General features: G+C 69.6%; 15 protein-coding genes and 3 rRNA genes. 15 read left to right on the top strand and 3 right to left on the bottom strand.

All coding sequences use genetic code 11. The features are described from left to right. The first annotated feature begins 140 nt into the window (after positions 1 to 140). Both FGW37_RS12465 and FGW37_RS12460 read left to right on the top strand, forming a co-directional pair. Entirely contained in the window at positions 141 to 3,992 is a 3,852-nt protein-coding gene (locus FGW37_RS12465) for a glycosyltransferase (RefSeq protein ID WP_179081130.1), read from the top strand. Beyond that, complete coding sequence (locus FGW37_RS12460; protein ID WP_179081129.1) at positions 3,989 to 5,569, top strand: DUF5719 family protein; 1,581 nt, start codon at positions 3,989 to 3,991, stop codon at positions 5,567 to 5,569. The genes FGW37_RS12465 and FGW37_RS12460 overlap by 4 nt, the downstream gene beginning before the upstream one ends. Before the next feature lie 45 nt (positions 5,570 to 5,614). Here the strand turns inward: FGW37_RS12460 and FGW37_RS12455 are convergent, their stop codons facing one another. After that, entirely contained in the window at positions 5,615 to 6,031 is a 417-nt protein-coding gene (locus FGW37_RS12455; RefSeq protein WP_425506521.1) for a metallopeptidase family protein, read from the bottom strand. A gap of 365 nt (positions 6,032 to 6,396) precedes the next feature. Here FGW37_RS12455 and FGW37_RS12450 point away from each other — a divergent pair, with 365 nt between their 5' ends. The 6 genes from FGW37_RS12450 (at position 6,397) to FGW37_RS12425 (ending at position 12,303) form a co-directional block, all read left to right on the top strand. Then, positions 6,397 to 6,837: a DUF3499 domain-containing protein gene (locus FGW37_RS12450; protein WP_179081127.1), complete on the top strand. Its 441-nt coding sequence runs from the start codon at positions 6,397 to 6,399 to the stop codon at positions 6,835 to 6,837. 108 nt (positions 6,838 to 6,945) lie between these two features. Continuing rightward, a complete protein-coding gene (locus FGW37_RS12445; RefSeq protein WP_179081126.1) occupies positions 6,946 to 8,304 on the top strand; it encodes a phosphomannomutase/phosphoglucomutase in 1,359 nt (452 codons plus the stop codon). A 205-nt stretch (positions 8,305 to 8,509) separates the two neighbouring features. Then, the gene (locus tag FGW37_RS12440; RefSeq protein ID WP_058046560.1) at positions 8,510 to 8,695 is read left to right on the top strand and encodes a Trm112 family protein; all 186 of its coding nucleotides are present in this window, start codon (positions 8,510 to 8,512) and stop codon (positions 8,693 to 8,695) included. Between the two features lie 102 nt (positions 8,696 to 8,797). Next, positions 8,798 to 9,979, top strand: coding sequence for an SIS domain-containing protein (locus FGW37_RS12435; RefSeq protein WP_179081125.1), 1,182 nt, complete (start codon positions 8,798 to 8,800; stop codon positions 9,977 to 9,979). Positions 9,980 to 10,021: 42 nt separating this feature from the next. Beyond that, entirely contained in the window at positions 10,022 to 11,233 is a 1,212-nt protein-coding gene (gene manA / locus FGW37_RS12430) for a mannose-6-phosphate isomerase, class I (protein WP_179081124.1), read from the top strand. Positions 11,234 to 11,334: 101 nt separating this feature from the next. Next, the gene (locus FGW37_RS12425; protein WP_179081123.1) at positions 11,335 to 12,303 is read left to right on the top strand and encodes a cation diffusion facilitator family transporter; all 969 of its coding nucleotides are present in this window, start codon (positions 11,335 to 11,337) and stop codon (positions 12,301 to 12,303) included. An 89-nt stretch (positions 12,304 to 12,392) separates the two neighbouring features. On the opposite strand, the gene FGW37_RS12420 is transcribed toward FGW37_RS12425, so the two are convergent. Next, positions 12,393 to 14,399 carry a fructose-specific PTS transporter subunit EIIC gene (locus FGW37_RS12420; protein ID WP_179081122.1) on the bottom strand — a complete coding sequence of 669 codons (2,007 nt, stop codon included), beginning with the start codon at positions 14,397 to 14,399 and terminating at the stop codon, positions 12,393 to 12,395. Positions 14,400 to 14,785: 386 nt separating this feature from the next. On the opposite strand from FGW37_RS12420, the gene ahcY reads away from it, so the two are divergent. The 5 genes from ahcY to rrf all read left to right on the top strand — a co-directional run bounded on the left by ahcY (position 14,786) and on the right by rrf (position 22,725). Next, a complete protein-coding gene (gene ahcY / locus FGW37_RS12415; RefSeq protein WP_179081121.1) occupies positions 14,786 to 16,243 on the top strand; it encodes an adenosylhomocysteinase in 1,458 nt (485 codons plus the stop codon). A gap of 133 nt (positions 16,244 to 16,376) precedes the next feature. Further along, on the top strand, positions 16,377 to 16,994 hold the full coding sequence (locus tag FGW37_RS12410) for a hypothetical protein (RefSeq protein ID WP_179081120.1): 618 nt from the start codon (positions 16,377 to 16,379) through the stop codon (positions 16,992 to 16,994). A gap of 615 nt (positions 16,995 to 17,609) precedes the next feature. Beyond that, a 16S ribosomal RNA gene (locus FGW37_RS12405) occupies positions 17,610 to 19,133 on the top strand. A gap of 277 nt (positions 19,134 to 19,410) precedes the next feature. Next, positions 19,411 to 22,534, top strand: a 23S ribosomal RNA gene (locus FGW37_RS12400). A 74-nt stretch (positions 22,535 to 22,608) separates the two neighbouring features. Further along, a 5S ribosomal RNA gene (gene rrf / locus FGW37_RS12395) occupies positions 22,609 to 22,725 on the top strand. The 16S, 23S and 5S rRNA genes sit together here, the layout of an rRNA operon. Before the next feature lie 161 nt (positions 22,726 to 22,886). On the opposite strand, the gene FGW37_RS12390 is transcribed toward rrf, so the two are convergent. Then, positions 22,887 to 23,813 carry a DUF7847 domain-containing protein gene (locus FGW37_RS12390; protein WP_179081119.1) on the bottom strand — a complete coding sequence of 309 codons (927 nt, stop codon included), beginning with the start codon at positions 23,811 to 23,813 and terminating at the stop codon, positions 22,887 to 22,889. Between the two features lie 544 nt (positions 23,814 to 24,357). Between FGW37_RS12390 and mtnA the strand changes: the two genes are divergently transcribed. Continuing rightward, positions 24,358 to 25,512: an S-methyl-5-thioribose-1-phosphate isomerase gene (gene mtnA, locus FGW37_RS12385; RefSeq protein WP_179081118.1), complete on the top strand. Its 1,155-nt coding sequence runs from the start codon at positions 24,358 to 24,360 to the stop codon at positions 25,510 to 25,512. Positions 25,513 to 25,654: 142 nt separating this feature from the next. Continuing rightward, the gene (gene mtrA, locus FGW37_RS12380; RefSeq protein WP_055539974.1) at positions 25,655 to 26,332 is read left to right on the top strand and encodes a two-component system response regulator MtrA; all 678 of its coding nucleotides are present in this window, start codon (positions 25,655 to 25,657) and stop codon (positions 26,330 to 26,332) included. Position 26,333 lies beyond the last annotated feature (1 nt).

Raw genomic sequence — 26,333 nt, 5'->3', positions numbered from 1 at the left:
CCGCTGTGTGCGCAGCCACTAGTGTGGGGCCGCGTCCGAGACGCACCGCCGCCCCGACGGGCGCACCCGCGGCCGGCGCAGTCCAGCACAGCACCCATCCGGGGCCCGCCCCGGACCCCGGCCGGAGGGCCCGTACCCCGATGTCCGTGCACAGCAATGCGGCGCACTCGAAGACGGCGGCCGCGTCCGCCGCCCCCAGCCGCCTGCCCGCGTTCGACCCGGCCGTCGCACCGGCCTTCCCGCGCCACGTCGTCACCGCCGTGATCGTCAGCCACGACGGCGCCCGCTGGCTCCCCGACGCCGTCGAAGGCCTCCTCGGCCAGGAGCGCCCCGTACAGGCCGCCGTCGGCGCCGACACCGGCAGCGCCGACGACTCCGCCCGGCTGCTCGCCGACGCCCTCGGCCCGGACCGCGTCCTGCACCTCGCCCGCCGCGCCGGCTTCGGCACCGCCGTCGACGAGGCCCTGCGCGCCGTCCCCGCACCGGACCCCGAGGAGCTGCCCTACCTCAAGCGCTCCAGCGGCTGGGACCCCGTCAGCCGCACCTGGCGCGAGGACGCCTACGACCAGCCCGGCGACGGCCGCCGCCACGGCGGCGACACCGACCTCGAACCCGTCCAGTGGATCTGGCTCCTGCACGACGACTGCGCCCCCGAACCCGGCGCCCTCCACGAGCTCCTGCGCGTCGCCGAGTCCGAGCCCGAAGCTGCCGTCCTCGGCCCCAAGCTGCGCGGCTGGTACGACCGCCGCCAGCTGCTGGAGACCGGCGTCTCCATCGCCCGCAGCGGCCGCCGCTGGACCGGCCTCGACCGCCGCGAACAGGACCAGGGCCAGCACGACCAGGTACGCACCGTGCTGTCGGTGTCCAGCGCCGGCATGCTCGTGCGCCGCGACGTCTTCGAAGAGCTCGGCGGCTTCGACCCCCGGCTGCCCCTCATGCGCGACGACGTCGACCTGTGCTGGCGCGCCCACGCCGCCGGACACCGCGTCCTCGTCGCCCCCGACGCCGTCGTCCGGCACGCCGAGGCCGCCGCCCGCGAGCGCCGCCCGGTCGACTGCGCCGGCCGCCGCGCCGTCAACCCGCACCGCGTCGACAAGGCCGGCGCCGTCCACACGCTGCTCGCCAACACCCGCGGCCCGCTCCTGGCCTACGTCGTGCTGCGGCTCGTCCTCGGCACCCTCCTGCACGCCCTCGGCTACCTCCTGGGCAAGGCCCCCGCGCAGGCCCTCGACGAACTCACCGGCCTCTTCGGCGTCCTCCTGCGCCCCGGCCGCATCCGCGCCGCCCGGGCCAAGCGCGGCGCACCCGCCGTCGCACCGGCCGACCTGAGACCCCTCTTCCCGCCACCCGGCGCGACCCTCCGGGCCGCCGCCGAACAGCTGGCGAGCAACTTCGGCGGCCGCTGGGACGATGCGCCCTCCTCCGGCGGGCGCCACGGCGCCGTCGAATCCGGGCCGACCGGGGAGGACGCCGACTTCCTGGAGATCGAGCAGTTCGCCCGCCTCAAGCGCCTCGTCCGCAAGCCCGCACCGGTCCTGTTCGGCCTCCTGCTGATCGTCTCCGTCGTCGCCTGCCGCCAGTTCTTCGGCGGCGGCAGCCTGGCCGGCGGCGCCCTGCTGCCCGCGCCCGACGGAGCCTCCGCCCTGTGGGCGCAGTACACCGACGGCTGGCACCCGGTCGGCGTCGGCAGCGCCGGCGGCGCGCCCCCCTACCTGGCGGTCCTCGCCACCCTCTCGACGCTCTTCCTCGGCTCCACCGGCTTCACCCTCACCCTGCTGCTGGTCTGCTCGGTGCCCCTGGCCGGCCTCACCGCCTACTTCGCCTCCCGGCCGCTGGTCTCCTCCCGCCCCCTGCGGGCCTGGGCCGCCGTCGCCTACGCCTTCCTGCCCGCCGCCACCGGCGCCCTTGCCGCCGGCCGGCTCGGCACCGCCGTCCTGGCGATCCTGCTGCCGCTCATGGCGCGCACCGCCGTCGCGGCCACCGGCCTGCGCGTCCCGGGCGCCCGCCCCACATGGCGCGCGTCCTGGGCGTACGCCCTCCTGCTCACCGTCACCACCGCCTTCACCCCGGTGCTGTGGCCGCTCGCCGTCGTCCTGGGCCTGGGCGCCCTGGGCCTGCACGGCGCCCAGGGCGGGCGCGCACGGCTGGTGCTCCACGCCCCACGCTTCCTGGCCGTCGTCCTCACCCCCGTCACGGTGCTGGCGCCCTGGTCCCTGGGCCTGTTCGCGCACCCCGGCCGCTTCCTGACCGAAGCCGGGCTCGACCCGGCCGTCACAGGCGGCTCCTCCCCGCTCCACCTGCTCACCGCGGACCCCGGAGGCTCGAAGGCCGTCGGCGGACTGCTGCTGGCAGGCGTCGTCCTGGCCGCGCTCGCCGCCCTGCTGCGCGCCGACCGGCAGCTCGCCGTCCGCGGCGCCTGGGTGGCCGCCCTGGCGGCCCTCGCCGTCGCCGTGCTCTCCGCCCGCTCCGCCTGGGCCGGGCCGGCCACCCTCGTCTACGGGCTCGCGCTCATCGCCGCCGCGGTCGTCGGCGCGGAAGGCGCGCGGGCGCGCGTGGCGGCCCTCAGCTTCGGCTGGCGGCAGCCCGTGGCCGCGCTCATCGCCCTCGCCGCGGGCGCCGCCCCGCTGGTCGCAGCCGTGGGCTGGGCCGTCGGCGGCGCCGACGGCCCGCTGAAGCGGCGCGATCCCGCGCAGGTGCCGGCTTTCGTGGCGGAGGAGGCGGCCACCCGCGACCGGGCCCGCACCCTGGTCCTCGACGGCCGCGACGGCCGGGTCGCCTACGCCCTCGTCCGGGGCTCCGGCGCCCGGCTCGGTGACGCAGAGGCCGCCGCGGCCGCCGGGGCGGACCCGAAGCTCGACTCCGTCGTCGCCGGTCTCGTCGCGGGCTCCGGAGCCGACCAGGCGGACCTCCTCGGCGGCTACGCCGTCGGCTACGTCCTCGTCCGCAACAGCGCCCCCGCGGCCATGGGCCGCGTCCTGGACACCACCCCGGGCCTGACCCGCCTCAGCCGCCAGGACGACGCCTCGCTGTGGCGGGTCGACCGCGAGGTCGCACGTATCACCGTCGTCGCCGGAGAGCCGCAAGGAGGCGCACAGGGAGGCGCACAGGGTGGCGGACAGAGCGGGCAGCGGCCCGCGCCCGTCCCGGTCGCCGCAGGGCCCGTGGAGGCCCGTGCCACGCTCCCCGCCGGCCCGGCGGGCCGGGTCCTGCGCATCGCCGACAAGGCGGCCCCCGGCTGGCAGGCCACCCTCGACGGACGCGCCCTCAAGAGCACCACCGTCGACGGCTGGGCCCAGGGCTTCGCCCTGCCCACGAGCGGCGGCAAGCTCGTACTGACCTACAAGGCGCCCGCCGCGCACACCGCCTGGCTGTGGGTCCAGGGCCTCCTCGCGGCCGTCCTCGTGGTGCTCGCCCTGCCCGGGCGCAGGCGCCAGGTCGACGACGACCTTCCGGAAGCGGGGAGCGCACCTGCGGCCGTGTCCGAGCCCGCCTCCGTGCCGGCCCAGGCCGCCGCCGGAGAGGGCCGCCGAGCGCGCAGGCTGCGGGCCGCGGCGGAGGCCGGCCGGACGGACGCCGCTCCGGCACCGGAAGCACCGCCCGCCGAGCCCGTCGCCGACTCCTACGCCGATCCGTACGCGGCTCCGTACGCCGACGTTTACGCCGATCCGTACGGACAACAGCAAGTGGCGGATCCGTACGCCGCAGTGCCGCAGGAACAGCCGCAGGAACAGCAGTACGGGCAGCAGTACGGGCAGGGGGTGCAGGAGACGGCCTACGACCCGTACACCGGACAGCACTACCAGGGAAGCTACGACGGCACGTACGACGCCTCCTACGGCGGCGCGCAGCAGCAGACCCCGTATCAGGACCAGGGCCAGGGCCACTACCCGGCGGAGCCCGGGCAGTACGACCCGTACACCTACGGCGGGGCACACGACACGACGTACGGCGGCGGTGACCGGCACCACCGCGACGGGAGCGAGCAGCAGTGAAGCGCACCACCCTGTCCCTGTTCGCCGCCACCGCAGCCCTTGCGGCCCTGGGCGGCGCGGCCGTCCTCACCGCGCCGTCCGGCACAGAGAGCACCGAAGGCACCGGCAGCGCGGCTCGTACGGCCGCGAAGGCGCCCGCCCGGCTGCCCGTCCAGCGCTCCATGACCCTCTGCCCGGCCCCGACTTCCTCGGACGTGGGGGAGACGGCCTACACCGCCTTCACCCCGGCCGGCGCGGCGAAGGGTGCGAAGAAGGGCGCGGCCGAACTGCTGTCGGCAGACGGTGCAAAGAAGGATGACAGCGCCAAGAAGGATGAAAAGGGCGCGAAGGATGCCAAGGGCGGCAAGGAAGGGAAGGACGGCAAGGGCCCCGCGCCCGCGGGCACTTCGGTGCTGTCCCTGAAGGAGCCCGGCAAGCCCGCCACCGCGACCACCGGCCGCTCCGACGCCCCCGCCCTCATCGGCAGCGCCGACGGGAACCTCGCCCCGGGCTGGACCGTGCAGCAGACCACCGTCGTCGCCGCGGGCAGCGGGCGCGGCCTGCACGGGCTGACCTGCACGGCGCCGGACACCTCGTTCTGGTTCCCCGGCGCGAGCACCGTCAAGGGCCGCCAGGACTACGTCCACCTGACCAACCCCGACAGCACGGCGGCCGTCGTCGACCTGGAGCTCTACGGCAAGGACGGCCGGGTCAAGGCCGGGGCGGGGGAGGGCGTCACGGTCCCTCCGCGCTCCACCGTCCCGGTGCTCCTGTCCTCCCTCGCCGAGACGCCCGAGGAGGACCTCACGGTGCATGTGGCGGCCCGCTCGGGCCGCGTCGGCGCGGGGCTGCAGTCGGCTGACGACAAGAAGGGCGGCGACTGGATCCCGGCATCCGCCGAGCCGGCCGCCGACGCCGTCCTGCCGGGCATCCCGGGCGACGCGACGTCCGTGCGGCTCGTCGTCTTCGCCCCCGGCTCGGACGACGCCGACCTCAAGCTGCGCTTCGCCGGGCCGAACGGTGCGATCACCCCCGCCGGCCACGAGACGCTGCACGTCCGCAGCGGCATGACCGCGGCCGTCGACCTCGGTGACGTCGCCAAGGGCGAGGCGGGCTCGCTGCTGCTCACGGCGGACGGCAGGAGCGCACCGGTCGTCGCCGCGCTGCGCGTCACGCGCGGCAAGGACGACAAGCAGGAGACGGCGTTCGTCCCCGCCGTGGCGCGGCTCGGCGGGCGGGCCACGGTGGCGGACAACCGTCCCAAGGGCAGCACGCTCGCCCTGGTCGCGCCCGGCAAGGAGGCGGCGCAGGTGAAGGTCACCTCGTCCGCGGGCAGCGAGGGCGGCGAGCCGGCGGTCAAGACGTACACGGTGAAGCCGGGCACCACGCTGACCGTGGAGCCGCCGCAGCCGGCGGGCGCCAAGGGGTCGTTCGCGGTGACGGTGGAGAAGGTCTCGGGCGGGCCGGTGCACGCCTCGCGGATGCTGGCGCTGCCCAAGGACGGCGTGCCCATGTTCACGATCCAGCCGCTGCCGGACGACCGTTCGTCGGTGGCCGTGCCGGAGGCGGGGCAGGACCTGTCGATGCTCAACCGCTGAACCGGCGTTCGGCCGCCGACCCGCCGGTCGGCCCGGCCGGCCCGGTCAGTCCTGGCCGTAGCGGGGGTCGACCGACTCCGGGGCGAGCCCGAGGAGTTCGGCGACCTGCTCGACGACGACCTCGTGCACCAGCAGGGCGCGCTCGTCGCGGTTCTTGGTGCGGATCTCCACCGGGCGGCGGTAGATCACGATCCGGTCGGGGGAGTCGCCGCGGGCGGCCACGTAGCGGCCGAGGGGGACGGATTCGCCGTCGAAGTCGAAGGCGTCCAGACCGTCGGGGTCACTCATGACGCCTGCCGCGTCACTCCTGGTGACCGGCACCTCGCGGACCACGAAGTCGACGGAGGCGAGCTGCGGCCAGCGGCGCTCCAGCCGCTCGGCGGAGTCGTGCACCATGTCGACGAACGCCTCGCCGCGGCTGACCGACAGCGGCACTTGGGGCGGTGCGATCGGCCCGCGCATGCCGCGGCCATGTCGGTCGCGGTGGCGCGGGCGCGGCCCGGCGTGGCTCGGGGGACCCCCGGTGGTGGCAGGGGGAGGTACGCGGTTGTCCATCACTCTTGAGGGTATCCGTCGGCCGCCCCGTCGTACGCGGCTGTCGCGTATCCCGGGAATGTCGCCTGATGAACATTCCGGCCAGGCCTGTGATCAATTATGGTCAGGTGCCGGACCGTCCGGTCTGTTCGGGAGGGTCCGGAGCGGGGTCGCCGGTGGCCGGTCCGCGGCCTGGTGAGACCCTGTTCACAGCCCTCCGCGCAGGTCAGCGCGGTGGGGAGAAGCAGGCGTCCACGGGACGAACCAGGACGACACGGAGGGGTGAGCCGGGGGTGAGTCGTCGCGGCCCGCTCAAGAGTGCGGTACCGTCCAACGTCGTGAGCCCTGTACGTCGCTGTTCGCGCACCGCGTGCGGCCGCCCGGCCGTCGCGACGCTGACGTACGTCTATGCCGATTCGACCGCCGTCCTCGGACCGCTCGCCACCTACGCCGAACCCCACTGCTACGACCTGTGCGCCGAGCACTCCGAGCGGCTGACCGCTCCGCGCGGCTGGGATGTCGTCCGCCTCGCCCTGGACAGCGGCCCCGCCCGCCCCAGCGGCGACGACCTCGAAGCACTCGCCAACGCCGTGCGCGAAGCGGCCCGTCCGCAGGAGCGCGCCGTCCAGCCGGGCCCGCCGCCCGGCACCGCCGGCCCCGGCGGGCGCGACGCCGATCCCATGGAGGTCGCCCGCCGAGGCCACCTCAGGGTCCTCCGCTCGCCCGACAACTGACGGCGTCACGGCCTGCCCTTCGACCGGGGTTCGAGCAGCCCGCGTCGGGATCGTCAGTCCGTCCCGGTAGGTTTGTCCCCCCGTACCGGACCCAGGAAGGCGTTGGCTGTGGCTGATCTGTCGCAGATCGTGAAGGCATACGACGTACGCGGTGTGGTCCCGGATCAGTGGGACGAAGCACTGGCGGAGCTCTTCGGCGCCGCCTTCGCCCAAGTGACGGGCGCGGCCGCGGTCGTCGTCGGGCACGACATGCGGCCCTCGTCGCCCGGCCTCTCGCGGGCCTTCGCCCGCGGCGCCGCCGCCCACGGCGTGGACGTGACCGAGACCGGCCTGTGCTCCACCGACCAGCTGTACTTCGCGAGCGGCCACCTCGGCCTGCCGGGCGCGATGTTCACCGCCAGCCACAACCCCGCGCAGTACAACGGCATCAAGATGTGCCGGGCCGGCGCGGCCCCCGTCGGGCAGGACACCGGCCTCGCCGAGATCCGCTCCCTGGTCGAGGGCTGGCTCGAGAACGGCGCCCCCGAGCCCGCGCAGACCTCCGGCACCCTCACCCGGCAGGACGTCCTCGCGGACTACGCCGCCCACCTGCGCTCCCTGGTCGACCTCAGCGGCATCCGCGAGCTGAAGGTCGTCGTCGACGCCGGCAACGGCATGGGCGGGCACACCGTGCCCACCGTCTTCGAGGGCCTGCCCCTGGAGCTCGACGCGATGTACTTCGAGCTCGACGGCACCTTCCCCCACCACGAGGCCAACCCCCTCGACCCGAAGAACATCGTCGACCTGCAGCAGCGCGTGCGCGAGGTCGGCGCCGACATCGGCCTGGCCTTCGACGGCGACGCCGACCGCTGCTTCGTCGTCGACGGCAACGGCGACCCCGTCTCCCCCTCCGCGATCACCGCCCTGGTCGCGGCGCGCGAGCTCGCCAAGCACCCCGGCGGCACCGTCATCCACAACCTGATCACCTCGTGGTCGGTGCCCGAGGTCGTCAAGGAGTGCGGCGGCAAGCCCGTGCGCACCCGCGTGGGGCACTCCTTCATCAAGGAGGAGATGGCCCGCACCGGCGCCATCTTCGGCGGCGAGCACTCCGCGCACTACTACTTCCGCGACTTCTGGAACGCCGACACGGGCATGCTCGCCGCCATGCACGTCCTCGCCGCCCTCGGCGGCCAGAGCGGCCCGCTCTCGGAGCTCGTCGCCGAGTACGACCGCTACGCGGGCTCCGGCGAGATCAACAGCACCGTCGCCGACCAGGCCGGGCGCACGGCGGCCGTCCGCGCCGCGTACGAGAACGTGCCGGGCGTGGAGTTCGACGAGCTCGACGGCCTCACCGTGGCGGCCTCCGACTGGTGGTTCAACCTCCGCGCCTCCAACACCGAGCCCCTCCTGCGCCTGAACGTCGAGGCCCGCGACGCGGAGACGGTGTCCCGCGTCCGGGACGAGGTCCTGGCGATCGTCCGGGCGTAGGGCGCGGCGCGGCCCCGGCCCCCGGCCCTGAATCCGCCGTGACGGCGAGTACGCGAACTCGACCGTCCCGGCGGTGCCGGCCCCGGCCGCACCGGCGAACCCCGCACGGCACAGCGCCGTAGCGAACCCGCATGCCGCGCTTCCCCCGGCGGAGCGCGAAGGTACCCTGGCCGGACAGAGACGTACATCCGAAGGGAACCCCCTCATGCCGCTCGAAGCCGGTCTCCTGGAGATCCTCGCCTGCCCGGCGTGCCACGCGCCCCTCCGCGACGAGTCCGCCTCCGAGGAGTCCCCCGAGCTGGTGTGCGAGGGCACGGGCTGCGGCCTGGCCTACCCCGTCCGGGACGACATCCCCGTCCTGCTCGTGGACGAGGCCCGGCGCCCGGCCTGACGCCGGAGCGCCCCGCCCGACCCCGCCCGGCGGCCCACCGCACCGTAGGCCCGGCCGGACACCCGTACGGCGTACACGACGGCGACCGGAGGCTGATCCACGGTGTTCGACGAGTCACTCCTCGATGATCCCGACGCCCTGTCCCGCGCCGACATCCACGGCCTTCTGCGCGGCGCCGCAGAATCCGGCGCCCGGGTCCGTACGGCCGCCCGCAACGCCGCGGAGGCTGGCGTCACGGGCCTCCGCCCCGACGGCCGCCCCCGCGCCGTCCTGATCGCAGGGCCGGGCCCCGCGGCCGGCTGCACCGCCGACCTGCTCACCGCCCTCGCCGGCGGCAGCGCCCCCGTCACCCTGATCCGTCCCACCGGCGTCGCCCCCGCGCCCGGCGCCCTGCGCTGGACCCTCCCCGGCTGGACCGGCCCGCTCGACCTGCTGCTCGTCGCCAGCCCGGACGGCACGGAGCCCGGCCTCGCCATCCTCCTCGAACAGGCCTACCGCCGCGGCTGCTCCGTGGTCTGCGTCAGCCCGGCCGGTTCGCCCCTCGCCGACGCCACCGCGCAGGCCCACGGCCTCGCGATCCCGCTGACCACCTCGCCGGACGAGGCGCGTACGGGCGGCGATGCGGGCGCTCTCCCCGGCGAGGAGGCACCGGCGGGAGAGCGCCCCGCGCTGCCCCCGGGCCCCGGTCTCCTGTGGTCCCTGCTCACCCCCCTGCTCGTGCTCGCCGACCGCATAGGGCTGCTCGCCGGCGACCCCTCCGAAGTCGAGGCGCTCGCCGACCGCCTGGACCAGGTCGCCGAGCGCTGCGGCCCGGCCATCGCCACCTACAGCAACCCCGCCAAGACCCTGGCGGCCGAGCTGGCCGACACCCTCCCCCTCATCTGGACGGAGGGCGAGCTCGCCGGCGCGGCGGGCCGGCACTTCGCGACGGTCCTCGCCGCCCTCGCCGGGCGCCCGGCCCTCGCCGCCGAACTGCCCGAGGCCCTGACCGCCCACGGCACCCTCCTCGCGGGGGCCTTCGCCGCCGGTGCGGATCCCGAGGACTTCTTCCGCGACCGCGTCGAGGAGCCCGAGGCCCTGCACGCCCGCGTCGTCCTGCTCCGCGAACGGGAGCCCGACGTCACCTCGCCCGCCCCCGCCGCCCGCGAACTCGCCCTGCAGCGCGAGACACCCGTCAGCGAGCTGGAGCCCACCGACGCCGACACTCCCCTGCAGACCGCCGCTGAACTGCTGGCCATCACGGATTTCGCCGCCGTCTACCTGGCCCTCGCCTCGACCCCGTAGACCCGTAGAAACGCCGTACGCACACAGTCAGGAATCGCCCGCATGGACCGCCTCGTCAACACCGTGCGCCCCTACGCCTGGGGCTCCACCACCGCGATCCCCGCGCTGCTGGGCACCGCCCCCACCGGCGAGCCGCAGGCCGAACTGTGGATGGGCGCCCACCCCGGCGCCCCGTCCCGCGTCGACCGGGGCGGCAGCGGAGAGGACCTGCGCCCCCTCTCCGACGTCATCGCCGCCGACCCCGAGGGTGAGCTCGGTGCGCGGGCCGTCCGCCGCTTCGGGCCCCGGCTGCCGTTCCTGTTCAAGGTCCTCGCCGCCGGGTCCCCGCTCTCCCTCCAGGTCCACCCCGACCTCGCCCGGGCCGCGGCCGGCCACGCCGCGGAGGAGGCCCGGGGTGTCCCCCTCGACGCCCCCCACCGCAACTACAAGGACACCGACCACAAGCCCGAACTCCTCTGCGCCCTCACCCCCTTCGAGGGGCTGTGCGGCTTCCGCGCACCCGGCGAGACGGCCGCCCTCCTCGCCGCGCTCGACGTCGACTCCCTCAAGCCGTACGCCGACCTCCTGCACGCCCGGCCCGAGGCGGACGCCCTGCGCGAGGTGCTCACCGCCGTCCTCACCGCGGACCCCGGAGAGATGGCCCGCACCGTCACCGAGGCGGCCGCCGCGGCCGAGCGGCTCTCCGCGCAGGAAGGGCCGTACCGGGACGCCTGCACCGCCTACGTCTCCCTCGCCCGGCACTACCCCGGCGACCCCGGCGTCATCGCCGCCATGCTCCTCAACCACGTGCGCCTCCAGCCCGGCGAAGCCCTCTACCTGGGCGCCGGCGTCCCGCACGCCTACCTCGACGGCCTCGGCGTCGAAATCATGGCCAACTCGGACAACGTGCTGCGCTGCGGGCTGACGCCCAAGCACGTCGACGTCCCCGAACTGCTGCGCGTCGTCCGCTTCGAGAGCACCGCCGCCGCCGTCCTGCGCCCCGAGGCCGACGCCGGCGGCGAGGAGGTCTACGCCACCCCCGTCGAGGAGTTCCGCCTCTCCCGCTTCGACCTCGCCCCCGGCGCCACGACCACGCTGCCCGCCGGAACGCCCCAGATCCTCCTGTGCACCTCGGGCACCGCCGTCCTGCGCACGGCGGACGACGGGCAGGAGCTGCGGCTCCGCCAGGGCGAATCCGCGTTCGTACGGGCGGCCGAGAGCGTGGTGCTCGCCGGTGACGACGCCAGGGTCTTCCGCGCCACGGTCGCCGTCTGACGCCCCTTCCGCCCGGCTGCTGCAACAATGGCCCGCCGTAAAGGAACCGCAAAGCCCGGCGGTCCAGGGGTGGATCAGGGCGGAAGGGATAACCCGCATATATGAGTGCATCAGGCGGAACCAAGGCCATCGTCGCCGCGCTCGGCGCCAACCTGGCCATCGCCGTGGCGAAGTTCGTCGCGTTCGCGTTCAGCGGCTCGTCGTCGATGCTCGCCGAAGGAGTGCACTCGGTCGCCGACTCCGGCAACCAGGCACTGCTCCTCCTCGGCGGCAAGAAGGCCAAGCGCGCGGCCAGCGAGGAACACCCCTTCGGGTACGGCCGCGAGCGCTACATCTACGGCTTCCTCGTCTCGATCGTCCTGTTCACCATCGGTGGCGTCTTCGCGCTCTACGAGGGCTACGAGAAGATCAAGGAACCGCACGAGCTGGAGCACTGGTACTGGCCCGTCGGCGTCCTCGTCTTCGCGATCATCGCGGAGAGCTTCTCCTTCCGCACGGCGATCAAGGAGTCCAACGAGCTGCGCGGCAAGCAGTCCTGGGGCCAGTTCATCCGCACCGCCAAGGCCCCCGAACTGCCCGTCGTCCTCCTCGAGGACCTCGGCGCCCTCGTCGGCCTCGTCCTCGCCCTCGGCGGCGTCTGCCTCTCCATCATCACGGGCGACGGAGTCTGGGACGGCATCGGCACCCTGTGCATCGGCGCCCTGCTCGTGCTGATCGCCCTCGTCCTCGCCTCGGAGACGAAGTCCCTGCTGCTCGGCGAGGCCGCCGGACCGGAGCAGCTCACGAAGATCCGCGCCGCGGCCGTCGACGGCGAGACCGTCACCCGCGTCATCCACATGCGCACCCTCCACCTGGGCCCCGAGGAACTCCTCGTCGCGGCCAAGATCGCGGTGCGGCACGAGGACACCGCCGTGGAGATCGCCCGTGCGATCGACGCGGCGGAGGCGAGGATCCGCGAGGCGGTCCCGATCGCCCGGGTCATCTACCTGGAGCCGGACGTCTACCGCGAGGAAGCGGCAGCGGCCGGCGCCGACCCGGCAGCGACTCCGGGGGGTCCGCCCCGCCACTGAAAAATCCCGCCGCCGCGGCGCCCAGCCGCAGCCGGCACCGCCGGGCGACGACTCCCGGCGGTGCCCTGGCACCGCCGGACCCGGCACCGCTACCGAACCTCCCGCAAGATGCCCACCAGGGCCCCCGCATCCGCCTCCGCCGAGAGCAACCGCTCCCGGAAGGCCGGTTCCATCAGTTTCCGCGACAGCATCGCCAGGATCCGCAGATGCTCGTCGCCCGCGGCGGCGCTCGGCACCGCGATCATGAAGACCAGCCGGGCCTTCGTCCCGTCCATCGACCCCCACTCGATGCCCTCCGAGCGCGCGAACCCGACTACCGGGGCCGACACCGCATCCGTCTTCGCATGCGGGATCGCAATCTCCTCCCCGAGCCCCGTCGTCCCCATCTCCTCCCGCGCGAGCGCCGCCGCGACCAGGCCGTCCACGTCGTCCACGTGCCCGCTCCCGGCCAGCAGCCCGGCCATCTCCCGGATCGCCGCCTCCTTCCCGTGGGCGGCGAGCCGCGGCCGCACGGTCCGTACGGTGAGGTAGCCGGAGAGCGCGGAACCATCGGGCTCGCCCGACGGCAGGCCGGTGGCGGCAGGCGCCTCCACGGCGGGGGCCGGGGGAGCCGGGGAAACCGTTCCCCCGGCGGGAGCCGGCCGCCCGCCCACGGCCATCAAGGTGACCGTCGTCAACGCCGTCACCACCGTGCCGACGGCGATCGCGACGAAGAACATCGGCACCCCGTCCACCGCCCCGAGCACCGCCACGACCGGCCCGCCGTGCGGCACGTTGTCCGCCACCGCCGCGAGCCCCGCGACGGCACCCGCCACCGCACCGCCGCACATGTTCGCCGGAATGACCCGCGCGGGCCGGGCCGCGGCGAAGGGGATCGCCCCTTCGGTGATGCCGAAGAACCCCATGAACAGCGCCGCCAGGCCGGTCTCCTGCTCCTGCTTGCTGAACAACCCCCGCCGCAGCAGCGTCGCGAGCCCCTGCCCGAGCGGCGGCACCGGAATGGCTGCGGCACACATGCCCATGATCTCGGGGTTCTTCGAGACCAGCCCCGCACCGAAGAGGAACGCCGTCTTGTTGACGGGCCCGCCCATGTCGAAGGCGATCATCAGGCCGAGCACGACGCCGAGCAGAGCCGCACTCGTCCCGGTGAGCCCACCGAGCCAGCTCGTGAGGTGCTCGAAGACCCACGCGATCGGCCGGCCGATGACGTAGACGAAGAACAGGCCGAGCGACGTCGTGGCCACGATCGGGATCACGATGACCGGCATGATCGGCCGGACGAACGCCGGCACCCTGACCTTCTTGATCCACACCACCAGGTAGCCGGCCAGGAACCCGGTGGCGATCGCCCCGATGAACCCCGACCCCGCCTTGCTGTCGTACAGCTCCCCGTGGCTCGCGATCCAGCCCCCGACCATGCCCGGCACGAGAGCGGGCCGGTCCCCGACGGCATAGGCGATGTAGCCGGAGAGCACCGGGATCATCAGCGCGAAGCCGATGACACCGATGTCGTTGACCGTCTGCCAGAACGAGCTGTCGAAGACGATCCCCTGAGGGGTGGTCCGCCCGCCCAGGGCGAGTGAGGCGGAGATCAGCAGACCGCCGACGACCACGAACGGGATCATGTACGAGACGCCGTTCATCAGTGCCTTGTAGACGGTGCCGCGCTCCCTCCCGCCACCGCCCGCCCCCGCGAACGCCCCGTCGCCGGCCCCGGTCCCCGCCCCCGCGCCGTCCCCCGGGTGGACCGGCGCGCTCAGCACGTCCCGGATCAGCCGCTCCGGATGACGGATGCCCTCGGCGACCCCGACGGACAGCACCCGCTTCCCCGTGAAGCGACTCAGATCGACGTCCTTGTCGGCGGCGACGATGATGCCGTCGGCCTCCCTGATCTCGGCGTCGGAGAGGACGTTCTCGGCCCCGATCGACCCCTGCGTCTCCACCTTCATCCCGTAGCCGAGCTCCTGCGCGGCCTGGGCCAGCTTCTCCGCCGCCATGTACGTGTGCGCGATCCCGGTCGGGCAGGCGGTCACGGCGAGCAGCCTGCGTCCCTCTGGCGCCGTGTCACGCTCGGGCGGATCGGCCGGACTGGTCACGTGGATCTCCTCACAACGGATCGCCCGCGGGGCGTGCCGCGCCCTCGCGCTCTCCGCATCCTGCAACACCTGACCTGCACAGGAAACGAGGCCGTTCCGGTGTCAGCGCGCGCAGGCTTTCCGGAATATGACGTTCCGGCGGATAGGGCGCCAGTGGGGGTGGGGTTCGGCGGGCCCCCCGGTGTAGATTCGTGGACGAGCCAGACGTCGCTGCTGATGGCGGTCGGGCGGCCCGCGCGACGGGCCGGCCGAGGGAGAGAGGGCCTCCGACGGACTGCGCTGCGGTCGGGGCACCGGTGCGTCCAGTGTGTCCAGCTGCTCAGGCAGCACGACCGCATGCACGGCCGTGTCCACCCTCGCTCGCCCTTCACAGAGGAGCAGCCCGTATGACCACCACTTCCCCCGGCCAGGACTTCAAGGTCGCGGATCTTTCGCTTGCGGCTTTCGGCCGTAAGGAGATCACGTTGGCCGAGCATGAGATGCCCGGTCTGATGGCGATCCGTAAGGAGTACGCCGAGGCGCAGCCGCTGGCGGGTGCGCGTATCACCGGTTCGTTGCACATGACGGTGCAGACGGCCGTTTTGATCGAGACGCTTGTGGCGCTGGGTGCGCAGGTGCGCTGGGCGTCCTGCAATATCTTCTCGACGCAGGACCATGCGGCCGCCGCCATCGCGGTCGGCCCGAACGGCACCCCGGAGAACCCGCAGGGCATTCCGGTGTTCGCCTGGAAGGGCGAGACGCTGGAGGAGTACTGGTGGTGCACGGAGCAGGCCCTGACCTGGCCGAACACCACCACCGGCGGCCCCAACATGATCCTGGACGACGGCGGTGACGCCACCCTCCTCGTTCACAAGGGCGTCGAGTTCGAGAAGGCGGGCAGCGCCCCGGACCCGTCGACGGCGGACAGCGAGGAGTTCGCCCAGATCCTCACCCTGCTGAACCGCACGCTGGGGGAGAACCCCCGGAAGTGGACCCAGCTGGCGTCGGAGATCCGTGGTGTCACGGAGGAGACGACGACGGGTGTGCACCGTCTGTATGAGATGCAGCGGGACGGCACGCTGCTGTTCCCCGCGATCAATGTGAATGACGCGGTGACGAAGTCGAAGTTCGACAACAAGTACGGGTGCCGTCATTCGCTGATCGACGGTATCAACCGGGCCACGGATGTGCTGATCGGTGGCAAGGTCGCGGTGGTGTGCGGTTACGGCGATGTGGGCAAGGGCTGTGCGGAGTCGCTGCGCGGGCAGGGCGCCCGGGTCATCGTCACGGAGATCGACCCGATCAATGCGCTGCAGGCGGCGATGGACGGCTACCAGGTGACGACCCTGGAGGAGGTCGTGGAGAGCGCGGATATTTTCGTGACCACGACGGGTAACAAGGACATCATCATGGCCTCGGACATGGCCCGGATGAAGCACCAGGCCATCGTGGGGAACATCGGCCACTTCGACAACGAGATCGACATGGCGGGTCTGGCGAAGATCCCGGGGGTCGTGAAGGACGAGGTGAAGCCGCAGGTCCACACGTGGACGTTCGAGGACGGCAAGGTCCTGATCGTGCTGTCCGAGGGCCGTCTGCTGAACCTGGGCAACGCGACCGGTCACCCCTCCTTCGTGATGTCGAACTCCTTCGCGGACCAGACGCTGGCGCAGATCGAGCTGTTCACGAAGCCGGAGTCGTACCCCACGGACGTCTACGTCCTGCCGAAGCTGCTGGACGAGAAGGTCGCGCGGCTGCACCTGGACGCGCTGGGTGTGAAGCTGACCGAGCTCCGTCCGGAGCAGGCGTCCTACATTGGTGTCCCGGTCGAGGGTCCGTACAAGCCGGACCACTACCGCTACTGACACCGACGCTGCGCCGGCAGTACCAGCAGTACTAGCCGGCAGCACCAGCAGCACCAGCAGTACCAAAAGCAATCGGTAGCAGGCCCCTGCCGGGAAGGCAGGGGCCTGTCCCTGTTCTGTCGAGGACCCCACCATGCCCCGCGGCCGCTACTCGCTCCACGACCCGCACGACCACACCCCCCTGGGTGAAGAGCACTTCCACTGCGCCACCGGCCCCTCCGGCTGGCGCTACGTCTCGCAGATCACCACCCCCGCCGGCGACCACGCCGGCTCCGTCGACCTCACCCTCGACGCCCTGGGCCGTCCGATCCGCGTGCAGCTCCACGCCGGAAGCTGGCAGGTGCGTGGCGCGGCCCTCGACGGAGTGACCTGGGTCCGCACCGACCCGACCGGGGAGCACGCCACGGAAGGCAACGTCGCAGAGGCCCGGGCGTTCACCGGCGCATCCCCTGCCTTCTATGTCGCCCTGTCCCGGGCCCTGCGGCTGGCCCCCGGCGCGGGCGCGACGCGCATCCGGCTCGTCGGTTTCACCTCTCCTGTCCTCGCCCCGCGGACGCTCGACCAGTCGTGGGCCCTGGTCGGCAGGACGGCACACGCCACTGACGACGGCCCGCTCCAAGTGGACGCGTACCAGGTCACCGACCTGGAGACGGGTGAGCAGCACACGGTGAACCTCGCCGGCGACGTCGTCCTGTCGGCACCCGGCATCGAGCTGGAGGACCTGGAGAGCCCGCCTTCGTCCTTCGCCTGATGTGCAGAGGGGCTGGTCAGCCTGGTAGTGTCCTCTTCGCCCCACAAGACCTGTTGACACAGGGCGAGTGGGGAGGTAGATTCGAACGGTTGCCGGGGGAACTGGACAGGTTCCAACGGAACGGTTAGTCTCTACAGAGCTCTGGCGGTGAACGAGGTTCACCCGGAGCACCTTGATCCCTTATCGGAAGCGAAAAGCCGATTAGCTTCGGCCGGAAAGCATCTGATAAAGTCGGGATCACCGCCGGAAAGCGAAAGCTGAAAGGCGAAACCCCGCTCCAACAGGGGGCCGGAAACGGAATTCGGACCGGAAACGGGCCGGAAAACGGATCTGGTAAGGTTGGAAACAACGAAGGGAAGCGCCCGGAGGAAAGCCCGAGAGGGTGAGTACAAAGGAAGCGTCCGTTCCTTGAGAACTCAACAGCGTGCCAAAAGTCAACGCCAGACTATAAAATACCCCGTCCTCGGTCAGTTTTGACCGGGACGCGGTTCCTTTGAAAGTCCTGCCGGTCCTTCGGGATTGCGCAGGCAACACAGCGAGGACGCTGTGAACGACCGGGATTATTCCTCCTGGTCGTTCCGCTCTCGTGTGTGTGCACCCGATTACGGGTAAACATTCACGGAGAGTTTGATCCTGGCTCAGGACGAACGCTGGCGGCGTGCTTAACACATGCAAGTCGAACGATGAAGCCCTTCGGGGTGGATTAGTGGCGAACGGGTGAGTAACACGTGGGCAATCTGCCCTGCACTCTGGGACAAGCCCTGGAAACGGGGTCTAATACCGGATACGACCGCTGACCGCATGGTTGGTGGTGGAAAGCTCCGGCGGTGCAGGATGAGCCCGCGGCCTATCAGCTTGTTGGTGGGGTAATGGCCTACCAAGGCGACGACGGGTAGCCGGCCTGAGAGGGCGACCGGCCACACTGGGACTGAGACACGGCCCAGACTCCTACGGGAGGCAGCAGTGGGGAATATTGCACAATGGGCGAAAGCCTGATGCAGCGACGCCGCGTGAGGGATGACGGCCTTCGGGTTGTAAACCTCTTTCAGCAGGGAAGAAGCGAAAGTGACGGTACCTGCAGAAGAAGCGCCGGCTAACTACGTGCCAGCAGCCGCGGTAATACGTAGGGCGCAAGCGTTGTCCGGAATTATTGGGCGTAAAGAGCTCGTAGGCGGCTTGTCACGTCGGATGTGAAAGCCCGGGGCTTAACCCCGGGTCTGCATTCGATACGGGCAGGCTAGAGTTCGGTAGGGGAGATCGGAATTCCTGGTGTAGCGGTGAAATGCGCAGATATCAGGAGGAACACCGGTGGCGAAGGCGGATCTCTGGGCCGATACTGACGCTGAGGAGCGAAAGCGTGGGGAGCGAACAGGATTAGATACCCTGGTAGTCCACGCCGTAAACGTTGGGAACTAGGTGTGGGCGACATTCCACGTCGTCCGTGCCGCAGCTAACGCATTAAGTTCCCCGCCTGGGGAGTACGGCCGCAAGGCTAAAACTCAAAGGAATTGACGGGGGCCCGCACAAGCAGCGGAGCATGTGGCTTAATTCGACGCAACGCGAAGAACCTTACCAAGGCTTGACATACACCGGAAACACCTAGAGATAGGTGCCCCCTTGTGGTCGGTGTACAGGTGGTGCATGGCTGTCGTCAGCTCGTGTCGTGAGATGTTGGGTTAAGTCCCGCAACGAGCGCAACCCTTGTCCTGTGTTGCCAGCATGCCCTTCGGGGTGATGGGGACTCACAGGAGACTGCCGGGGTCAACTCGGAGGAAGGTGGGGACGACGTCAAGTCATCATGCCCCTTATGTCTTGGGCTGCACACGTGCTACAATGGCCGGTACAATGAGCTGCGATACCGCGAGGTGGAGCGAATCTCAAAAAGCCGGTCTCAGTTCGGATTGGGGTCTGCAACTCGACCCCATGAAGTTGGAGTTGCTAGTAATCGCAGATCAGCATTGCTGCGGTGAATACGTTCCCGGGCCTTGTACACACCGCCCGTCACGTCACGAAAGTCGGTAACACCCGAAGCCGGTGGCCCAACCCTTGTGGAGGGAGCCGTCGAAGGTGGGACTGGCGATTGGGACGAAGTCGTAACAAGGTAGCCGTACCGGAAGGTGCGGCTGGATCACCTCCTTTCTAAGGAGCATATGGCCGACTGCGAGCGAATGACTCGCACGGTTGCTCATGGGTGGAACGTTGACTATTCGGCACAGTCGTGAGGGATCACTAGTACTGCTTCGGCGTGGAACGTGAATCCTGAGGGGCTGGGCCGGGCACGCTGTTGGGTATCTGAGGGTACGGACTTCGGTCCGACCTTCGCGATGCCGGCCCCAGTGCACTCTGACCGTTTTGGTTGGGGGTGATGGGTGGCTGGTCGTTGCTTGAGAACTGCACAGTGGACGCGAGCATCTGTGGCCAAGTTTTTAAGGGCGCACGGTGGATGCCTTGGCACCAGGAACCGATGAAGGACGTGGGAGGCCACGATAGGCCCCGGGGAGCTGTCAACCAAGCTTTGATCCGGGGGTGTCCGAATGGGGAAACCCGGCAGTCGTCATGGGCTGTCACCCGCTGCTGAACACATAGGCAGTGTGGAGGGAACGCGGGGAAGTGAAACATCTCAGTACCCGCAGGAAGAGAAAACAACCGTGATTCCGGGAGTAGTGGCGAGCGAAACCGGATGAGGCCAAACCGTATGCGTGTGATACCCGGCAGGGGTTGCGTATACGGGGTTGTGGGATCTCTTTTTCATAGTCTGCCGGCTGTGAGACGAGTCAGAAACCGTTGGTGTAGGCGAAGGACATGCGAAAGGTCCGGCGTAGAGGGTAAGACCCCCGTAGCTGAAACATCAACGGCTCGTTTAAGAGACACCCAAGTAGCACGGGGCCCGAGAAATCCCGTGTGAATCTGGCGGGACCACCCGTTAAGCCTAAATATTCCCTGGTGACCGATAGCGGATAGTACCGTGAGGGAATGGTGAAAAGTACCGCGGGAGCGGAGTGAAATAGTACCTGAAACCGTGTGCCTACAAGCCGTGGGAGCGTCGCGCATCGAGCTTGCTCGGTGCGTCGTGACTGCGTGCCTTTTGAAGAATGAGCCTGCGAGTTTGCGGTGTGTTGCGAGGTTAACCCGTGTGGGGAAGCCGTAGCGAAAGCGAGTCCGAATAGGGCGATTGAGTAGCGCGCCCAAGACCCGAAGCGGAGTGATCTAGCCATGGGCAGGTTGAAGCGGAGGTAAGACTTCGTGGAGGACCGAACCCACCAGGGTTGAAAACCTGGGGGATGACCTGTGGTTAGGGGTGAAAGGCCAATCAAACTCCGTGATAGCTGGTTCTCCCCGAAATGCATTTAGGTGCAGCGTCGTGTGTTTCTTGCCGGAGGTAGAGCACTGGATAGGCGATGGGCCCTACCGGGTTACTGACCTTAGCCAAACTCCGAATGCCGGTAAGTGAGAGCGCGGCAGTGAGACTGTGGGGGATAAGCTCCATGGTCGAGAGGGAAACAGCCCAGAGCATCGACTAAGGCCCCTAAGCGTACGCTAAGTGGGAAAGGATGTGGAGTCGCAGAGACAACCAGGAGGTTGGCTTAGAAGCAGCCACCCTTGAAAGAGTGCGTAATAGCTCACTGGTCAAGTGATTCCGCGCCGACAATGTAGCGGGGCTCAAGCGTACCGCCGAAGTCGTGTCATTCCAGCACATACCTCTAACGGGGGCTGGGATGGGTAGGGGAGCGTCGTGTGCCGGGTGAAGCAGCCGCGGAAGCGAGTTGTGGACGGTTCACGAGTGAGAATGCAGGCATGAGTAGCGATACACACGTGGGAAACGTGTGCGCCGATTGACTAAGGGTTCCTGGGTCAAGCTGATCTGCCCAGGGTAAGTCGGGACCTAAGGCGAGGCCGACAGGCGTAGTCGATGGACAACCGGTTGATATTCCGGTACCCGCTTTGAAACGCCCAATATCGAATCCATTAATGCTAAGGCCGTGAAGCCGCCCTGGACCCTTCGGGGAAAGGGGAGTGGTGGAGCCGCTGACCCAAGGTGGTAGTAGGTAAGCGATGGGGTGACGCAGGAAGGTAGTCCAGCCCGGGCGGTGGTTGTCCCGGGGTAAGGGTGTAGGCCGTGTGGTAGGCAAATCCGTCACACGTTAAGGCTGAGACCTGATGCCGAGCCGATTGTGGTGAAGTGGATGATCCTATGCTGTCGAGAAAAGCCTCTAGCGAGTTTCATGGCGGCCCGTACCCTAAACCGACTCAGGTGGTCAGGTAGAGAATACCGAGGCGTTCGGGTGAACTATGGTTAAGGAACTCGGCAAAATGCCCCCGTAACTTCGGGAGAAGGGGGGCCATTTCCGGTGATGGAATTTACTTCCTGAGCTGGGGGTGGCCGCAGAGACCAGCGAGAAGCGACTGTTTACTAAAAACACAGGTCCGTGCGAAGCCGTAAGGCGATGTATACGGACTGACGCCTGCCCGGTGCTGGAACGTTAAGGGGACCGGTTAGCTCCATTTCGGTGGGGCGAAGCTGAGAACTTAAGCGCCAGTAAACGGCGGTGGTAACTATAACCATCCTAAGGTAGCGAAATTCCTTGTCGGGTAAGTTCCGACCTGCACGAATGGCGTAACGACTTCTCGACTGTCTCAACCATAGGCCCGGTGAAATTGCACTACGAGTAAAGATGCTCGTTTCGCGCAGCAGGACGGAAAGACCCCGGGACCTTTACTATAGCTTGATATTGGTGTTCGGTTCGGCTTGTGTAGGATAGGTGGGAGACTGTGAAGCCGTGGCGCCAGCCATGGTGGAGTCGTCGTTGAAATACCACTCTGGTCGTGCTGGATGTCTAACCTCGGTCCGTGATCCGGATCAGGGACAGTGTCTGGTGGGTAGTTTAACTGGGGCGGTTGCCTCCTAAAGAGTAACGGAGGCGCCCAAAGGTTCCCTCAGCCTGGTTGGCAATCAGGTGTTGAGTGTAAGTGCACAAGGGAGCTTGACTGTGAGACCGACGGGTCGAGCAGGGACGAAAGTCGGGACTAGTGATCCGGCGGTGGCTTGTGGAAGCGCCGTCGCTCAACGGATAAAAGGTACCCCGGGGATAACAGGCTGATCTTCCCCAAGAGTCCATATCGACGGGATGGTTTGGCACCTCGATGTCGGCTCGTCGCATCCTGGGGCTGGAGTCGGTCCCAAGGGTTGGGCTGTTCGCCCATTAAAGCGGTACGCGAGCTGGGTTTAGAACGTCGTGAGACAGTTCGGTCCCTATCCGCTGCGCGCGTAGGAGTCTTGAGAAGGGCTGTCCCTAGTACGAGAGGACCGGGACGGACGAACCTCTGGTGTGCCAGTTGTCCTGCCAAGGGCATGGCTGGTTGGCTACGTTCGGGAGGGATAACCGCTGAAAGCATCTAAGCGGGAAGCCTGCTTCGAGATGAGGACTCCCACCCACTTGATGGGGTAAGGCTCCCAGTAGACGACTGGGTTGATAGGCCAGGTGTGGAAGACCGGTAACGGTTGGAGCTGACTGGTACTAATAGGCCGAGGGCTTGTCCTCAGTTGCTCGCGTCCACTGTGTAGGTTCTGAAGTAACGACCTGTGTCATTGCCGGGTTGGTTAACTTCATAGTGTTTCGGTGGTCATAGCGTTAGGGAAACGCCCGGTTACATTCCGAACCCGGAAGCTAAGCCTTTCAGCGCCGATGGTACTGCATGGGGGACCGTGTGGGAGAGTAGGACGCCGCCGAACAATTTTTCAGCCTCAGGCCCTGAGTGTTATCACTCGGGGCCTGAGGCATTTTTGCGTTTAGGGTCCTTTCCCGGAATCTCCTTGCCTGCTCGGCTGCGTTCCCTTCCCTCGGGTCCTTCGAGGCTTCAGGAGGGAACGCGGCCGAGCAGCAGCAATTGCTCTTATTCGCCCGCCGCCCGTGCGAGCTCGATGTCGAGGGACTCGCGGCGAATGCGCTGGTCCATGTACAGCAGCGCCGTCATGCCGGCCGTCACCGGAAGGGTGACCGTGGCGCTGATAACCGCTGCTATACCGATGGAAATCAGAGAGGCCCAGTCGGTCGCATCGGCGGCCGACTGTTCCCCGTAACCATGGATGAGGACGTCGAAGACGATAACGACGGCCTGGGCCATAAGGCCGACCAGCAGCGTGATCATCACGGACATGAGCTGGATTCCGAAGACCCGCCACCAGGCGCCCTGCACCAGCTTCGCCGACCGCCTCATTGCTCCGAGCACGCTCTGCTTCTCCAGCATCAGCGCCGGCGCGGCGAGGCTGTAGCGAATCCAGAGCCACGTCGCGACCACCATGGACGCCAGACCGCCCAGAGCCATGAGCGACATCCCTGCCTGCTCGGCTCCGGCTGCAGCCGCCAGCAAGCCCCAGACGATACCGACGGCGAGCACACCGACCAGGAGCATCGGCACCAGGACCAGCAGCCCCGCCATCCGCGCCAGCTGCGGCCTGGCGCTCCGCCATGCCTCCCGGGCGGTGACCGGGCGGCCCAGCACCGCCCGGCTGACGATCACCGTGAGCAGGGCCGCGGCGGTGATGGAGCCGATCAGGCTGAGCAGCCAGGCCACCCCGAGGCTGCCGAGGCCGTTGCCTATGACGTCGACCAGTTCCTTCGGCGTCTGCGGGGTCTCCCCACTGAGCGCGTCGAGTTCCTTCGTACCGCGTGGCCACAACCGCTCGATCACCGTCGCCACGGTCTGCGTAGCCACGGCCACCGTCAGGGAGATGCCGACGACGGAGCGCCAGTGGAGGCGCATCGTGCGGATCGAACCCTCCACGATCTCGCCGGTCTGCAGCGGGCGCAGCGGGATCACCCCGGGCTGGGGCGCCTGCGGCCGGCCTCCCGTCCACTGGTTCCAGCCCGGCTGCGGTCCCGCACCACCGCGGCTTGCCCGGCCCGGCGCACCTGACGCACCCGGCGCACTCGGCGCGTCCGAGGACGTGTTCGCCCGGGCGCGTGCGCGCTGCCGGGGCGGGCTCGGGGAAGAGGTCGACCAGTCACCCGGTGGCGGCTGTTCTTGTGCCCACTGGGCTCTTTCCTGCGCCTGTGCTTGCGTCTCTGCCTGTGTCTCTGCCTGCGCCTCCGGCTGTGCCTGCTCCGGTGTCTTCTGTTCCTGTGTCGCCTCCTGTGTCGCCGCCGGGTCGCGCTCGTCGGACGGGGAGGATCCGGGCGAGGTCCGGCCCGGAGAGTCAGTCATGTGCGTCTCGCTCCTTCTCAGTGCCCGCCCGTCCGCCGGTTCGGCGGCGAGCGACTTCCGGCAATCGTGTCACGGTGATCCGTGCGTCCCGCGAGCTCGTACGAGGGAGTAATCCCAAGGCGACCTTCAATAGTCGGGGCACGAGCGGCAGACTGGACGGATGGCTGATCAGTTCGCGGCATCCATGGCGTCCGTCGAGCCCGGCTCCGTTCCGGCGCTGAGGTGGGAGGAGCCGCCGGAGGGGCCCGTGCTCGTGGTTCTGGACCAGCGCCGGCTCCCTGCGGAGGAGGTCGGGCTGGTGTGTACGGACGTGCCAGCGCTGGTCGACGCGGTCCGTACGCTCGCCGTCCGGGGTGCGCCGCTGCTGGGGATGGCCGGGGCGTACGGGGTGGCGCTGGCCGCCGTCCGCGGATTCGACGTCGTGGAGGCCGCGGAGCTGCTCGCGCACGCACGCCCCACGGCCGTGAACCTCGCCTACGGGGTGCGGCGTGCCCTGGGGGCGTACGAGAAGGCGCTGCAGGGCGGCGGCGGGCCCCAGCAGGCGGCCGCGGCCACGCTCGCCGAGGCGCGTGCCCTGCACCGTGAGGACGCGGAGGCCAGCGCGCGGATGGCGGCGCACGGGCTGGCTCTGCTGGAGGAGCTGGTTCCGGGCGGCGGGTTCCGGGTGCTCACCCACTGCAACACCGGGGCGCTGGTCTCCGGGGGCGAGGGCACGGCGCTGGCCGTGGCGGGCGCGGCACACCGTGCGGGGCAGCTGAGACGCCTGTGGGTGGACGAGACGCGTCCGCTGCTGCAAGGGGCGCGGCTCACTGCGTACGAGGCGGCCCGGGCCGGGATGGCGTACACGCTGCTCGCCGACAATGCGGCGGGGTCGCTGTTCGCCGCGGGCGAGGTGGATGCGGTGCTGATCGGCGCTGACCGGATAGCCGCGGACGGGTCCGTGGCGAACAAGGTCGGCAGCTATCCGCTGGCGGTGCTGGCCCGCTATCACCACGTGCCGTTCCTCGTGGTGGCCCCGGTGACCACCGTGGACTTCGATACGTCGGCGGGGTCGGAGATCGAGGTGGAGCAGCGCTCCGGGCACGAGATCACGGAGTTTACGTTGGTGCCGCCGGGGGCAGGCGCGGAGCCGGGCACGGGGGTGCCGGTGGCTCCCTTGGGGACGCAGGCGTACAACCCTGCGTTCGACGTCACACCACCGGAACTGGTGACTGCGATCGTCACGGAGAACGGAGTCGTCTCGCCGGTGACCCGGGCGGGGCTGGCGGAGCTCTGCGGCAGGTCACAGCGGGGATCCGGGAGTGAGCCGGTCTGATCCGCACGTGTACTGTCCACCCCTGGCGGCGAACGCTGTCGGCGTCCCGGGTCAACGGGACACACCGAAGTGTGTCAGTCGTGCCAGGTGAGCTCCGTCACCCGGCTCTATGGACCGGATGCGAAAATGGGATGATGTCGATATGAAGGGACGCGTCCTTGTCGTCGACGACGACACCGCACTGGCCGAGATGCTCGGCATTGTGCTGCGTGGTGAGGGTTTCGAGCCGTCGTTTGTAGCGGACGGCGACAAGGCACTTGCTGCTTTTCGTGAGGTAAAGCCCGATCTTGTGCTGCTCGATCTGATGCTGCCCGGCCGGGACGGCATCGAGGTCTGCCGGCTCATCCGCGCCGAGTCCGGCGTGCCGATCGTGATGCTGACGGCGAAGAGCGACACGGTCGACGTCGTCGTCGGCCTGGAATCGGGGGCCGACGACTACATCGTCAAGCCGTTCAAGCCGAAGGAGCTGGTGGCGCGGATCCGCGCCCGTCTGCGCCGCTCCGAGGAGCCCGCGCCGGAGCAGCTGGCGATAGGGGACCTGGTCATCGACGTGGCCGGGCACTCGGTCAAGCGCGACGGGCAGTCGATCGCGCTGACGCCGCTCGAGTTCGACCTGCTGGTCGCTCTCGCCCGCAAGCCGTGGCAGGTCTTCACCCGTGAGGTGCTCCTGGAGCAGGTGTGGGGCTACCGGCACGCGGCCGACACCCGCCTCGTCAACGTGCACGTGCAGCGGCTGCGCTCCAAGGTCGAGAAGGACCCGGAGCGGCCGGAGATCGTGGTGACCGTCCGTGGTGTGGGCTACAAGGCCGGGCCGAGCTGAC

It is taken from the genome of Streptomyces rectiverticillatus (assembly GCF_013394065.1).
GTDB classification, from domain to species: Bacteria; Actinomycetota; Actinomycetes; order Streptomycetales; family Streptomycetaceae; genus Streptomyces; species Streptomyces rectiverticillatus.
Note: the sequence above shows the minus strand (reverse complement) of the source record. Positions and strands in the feature narration are given on the sequence as shown.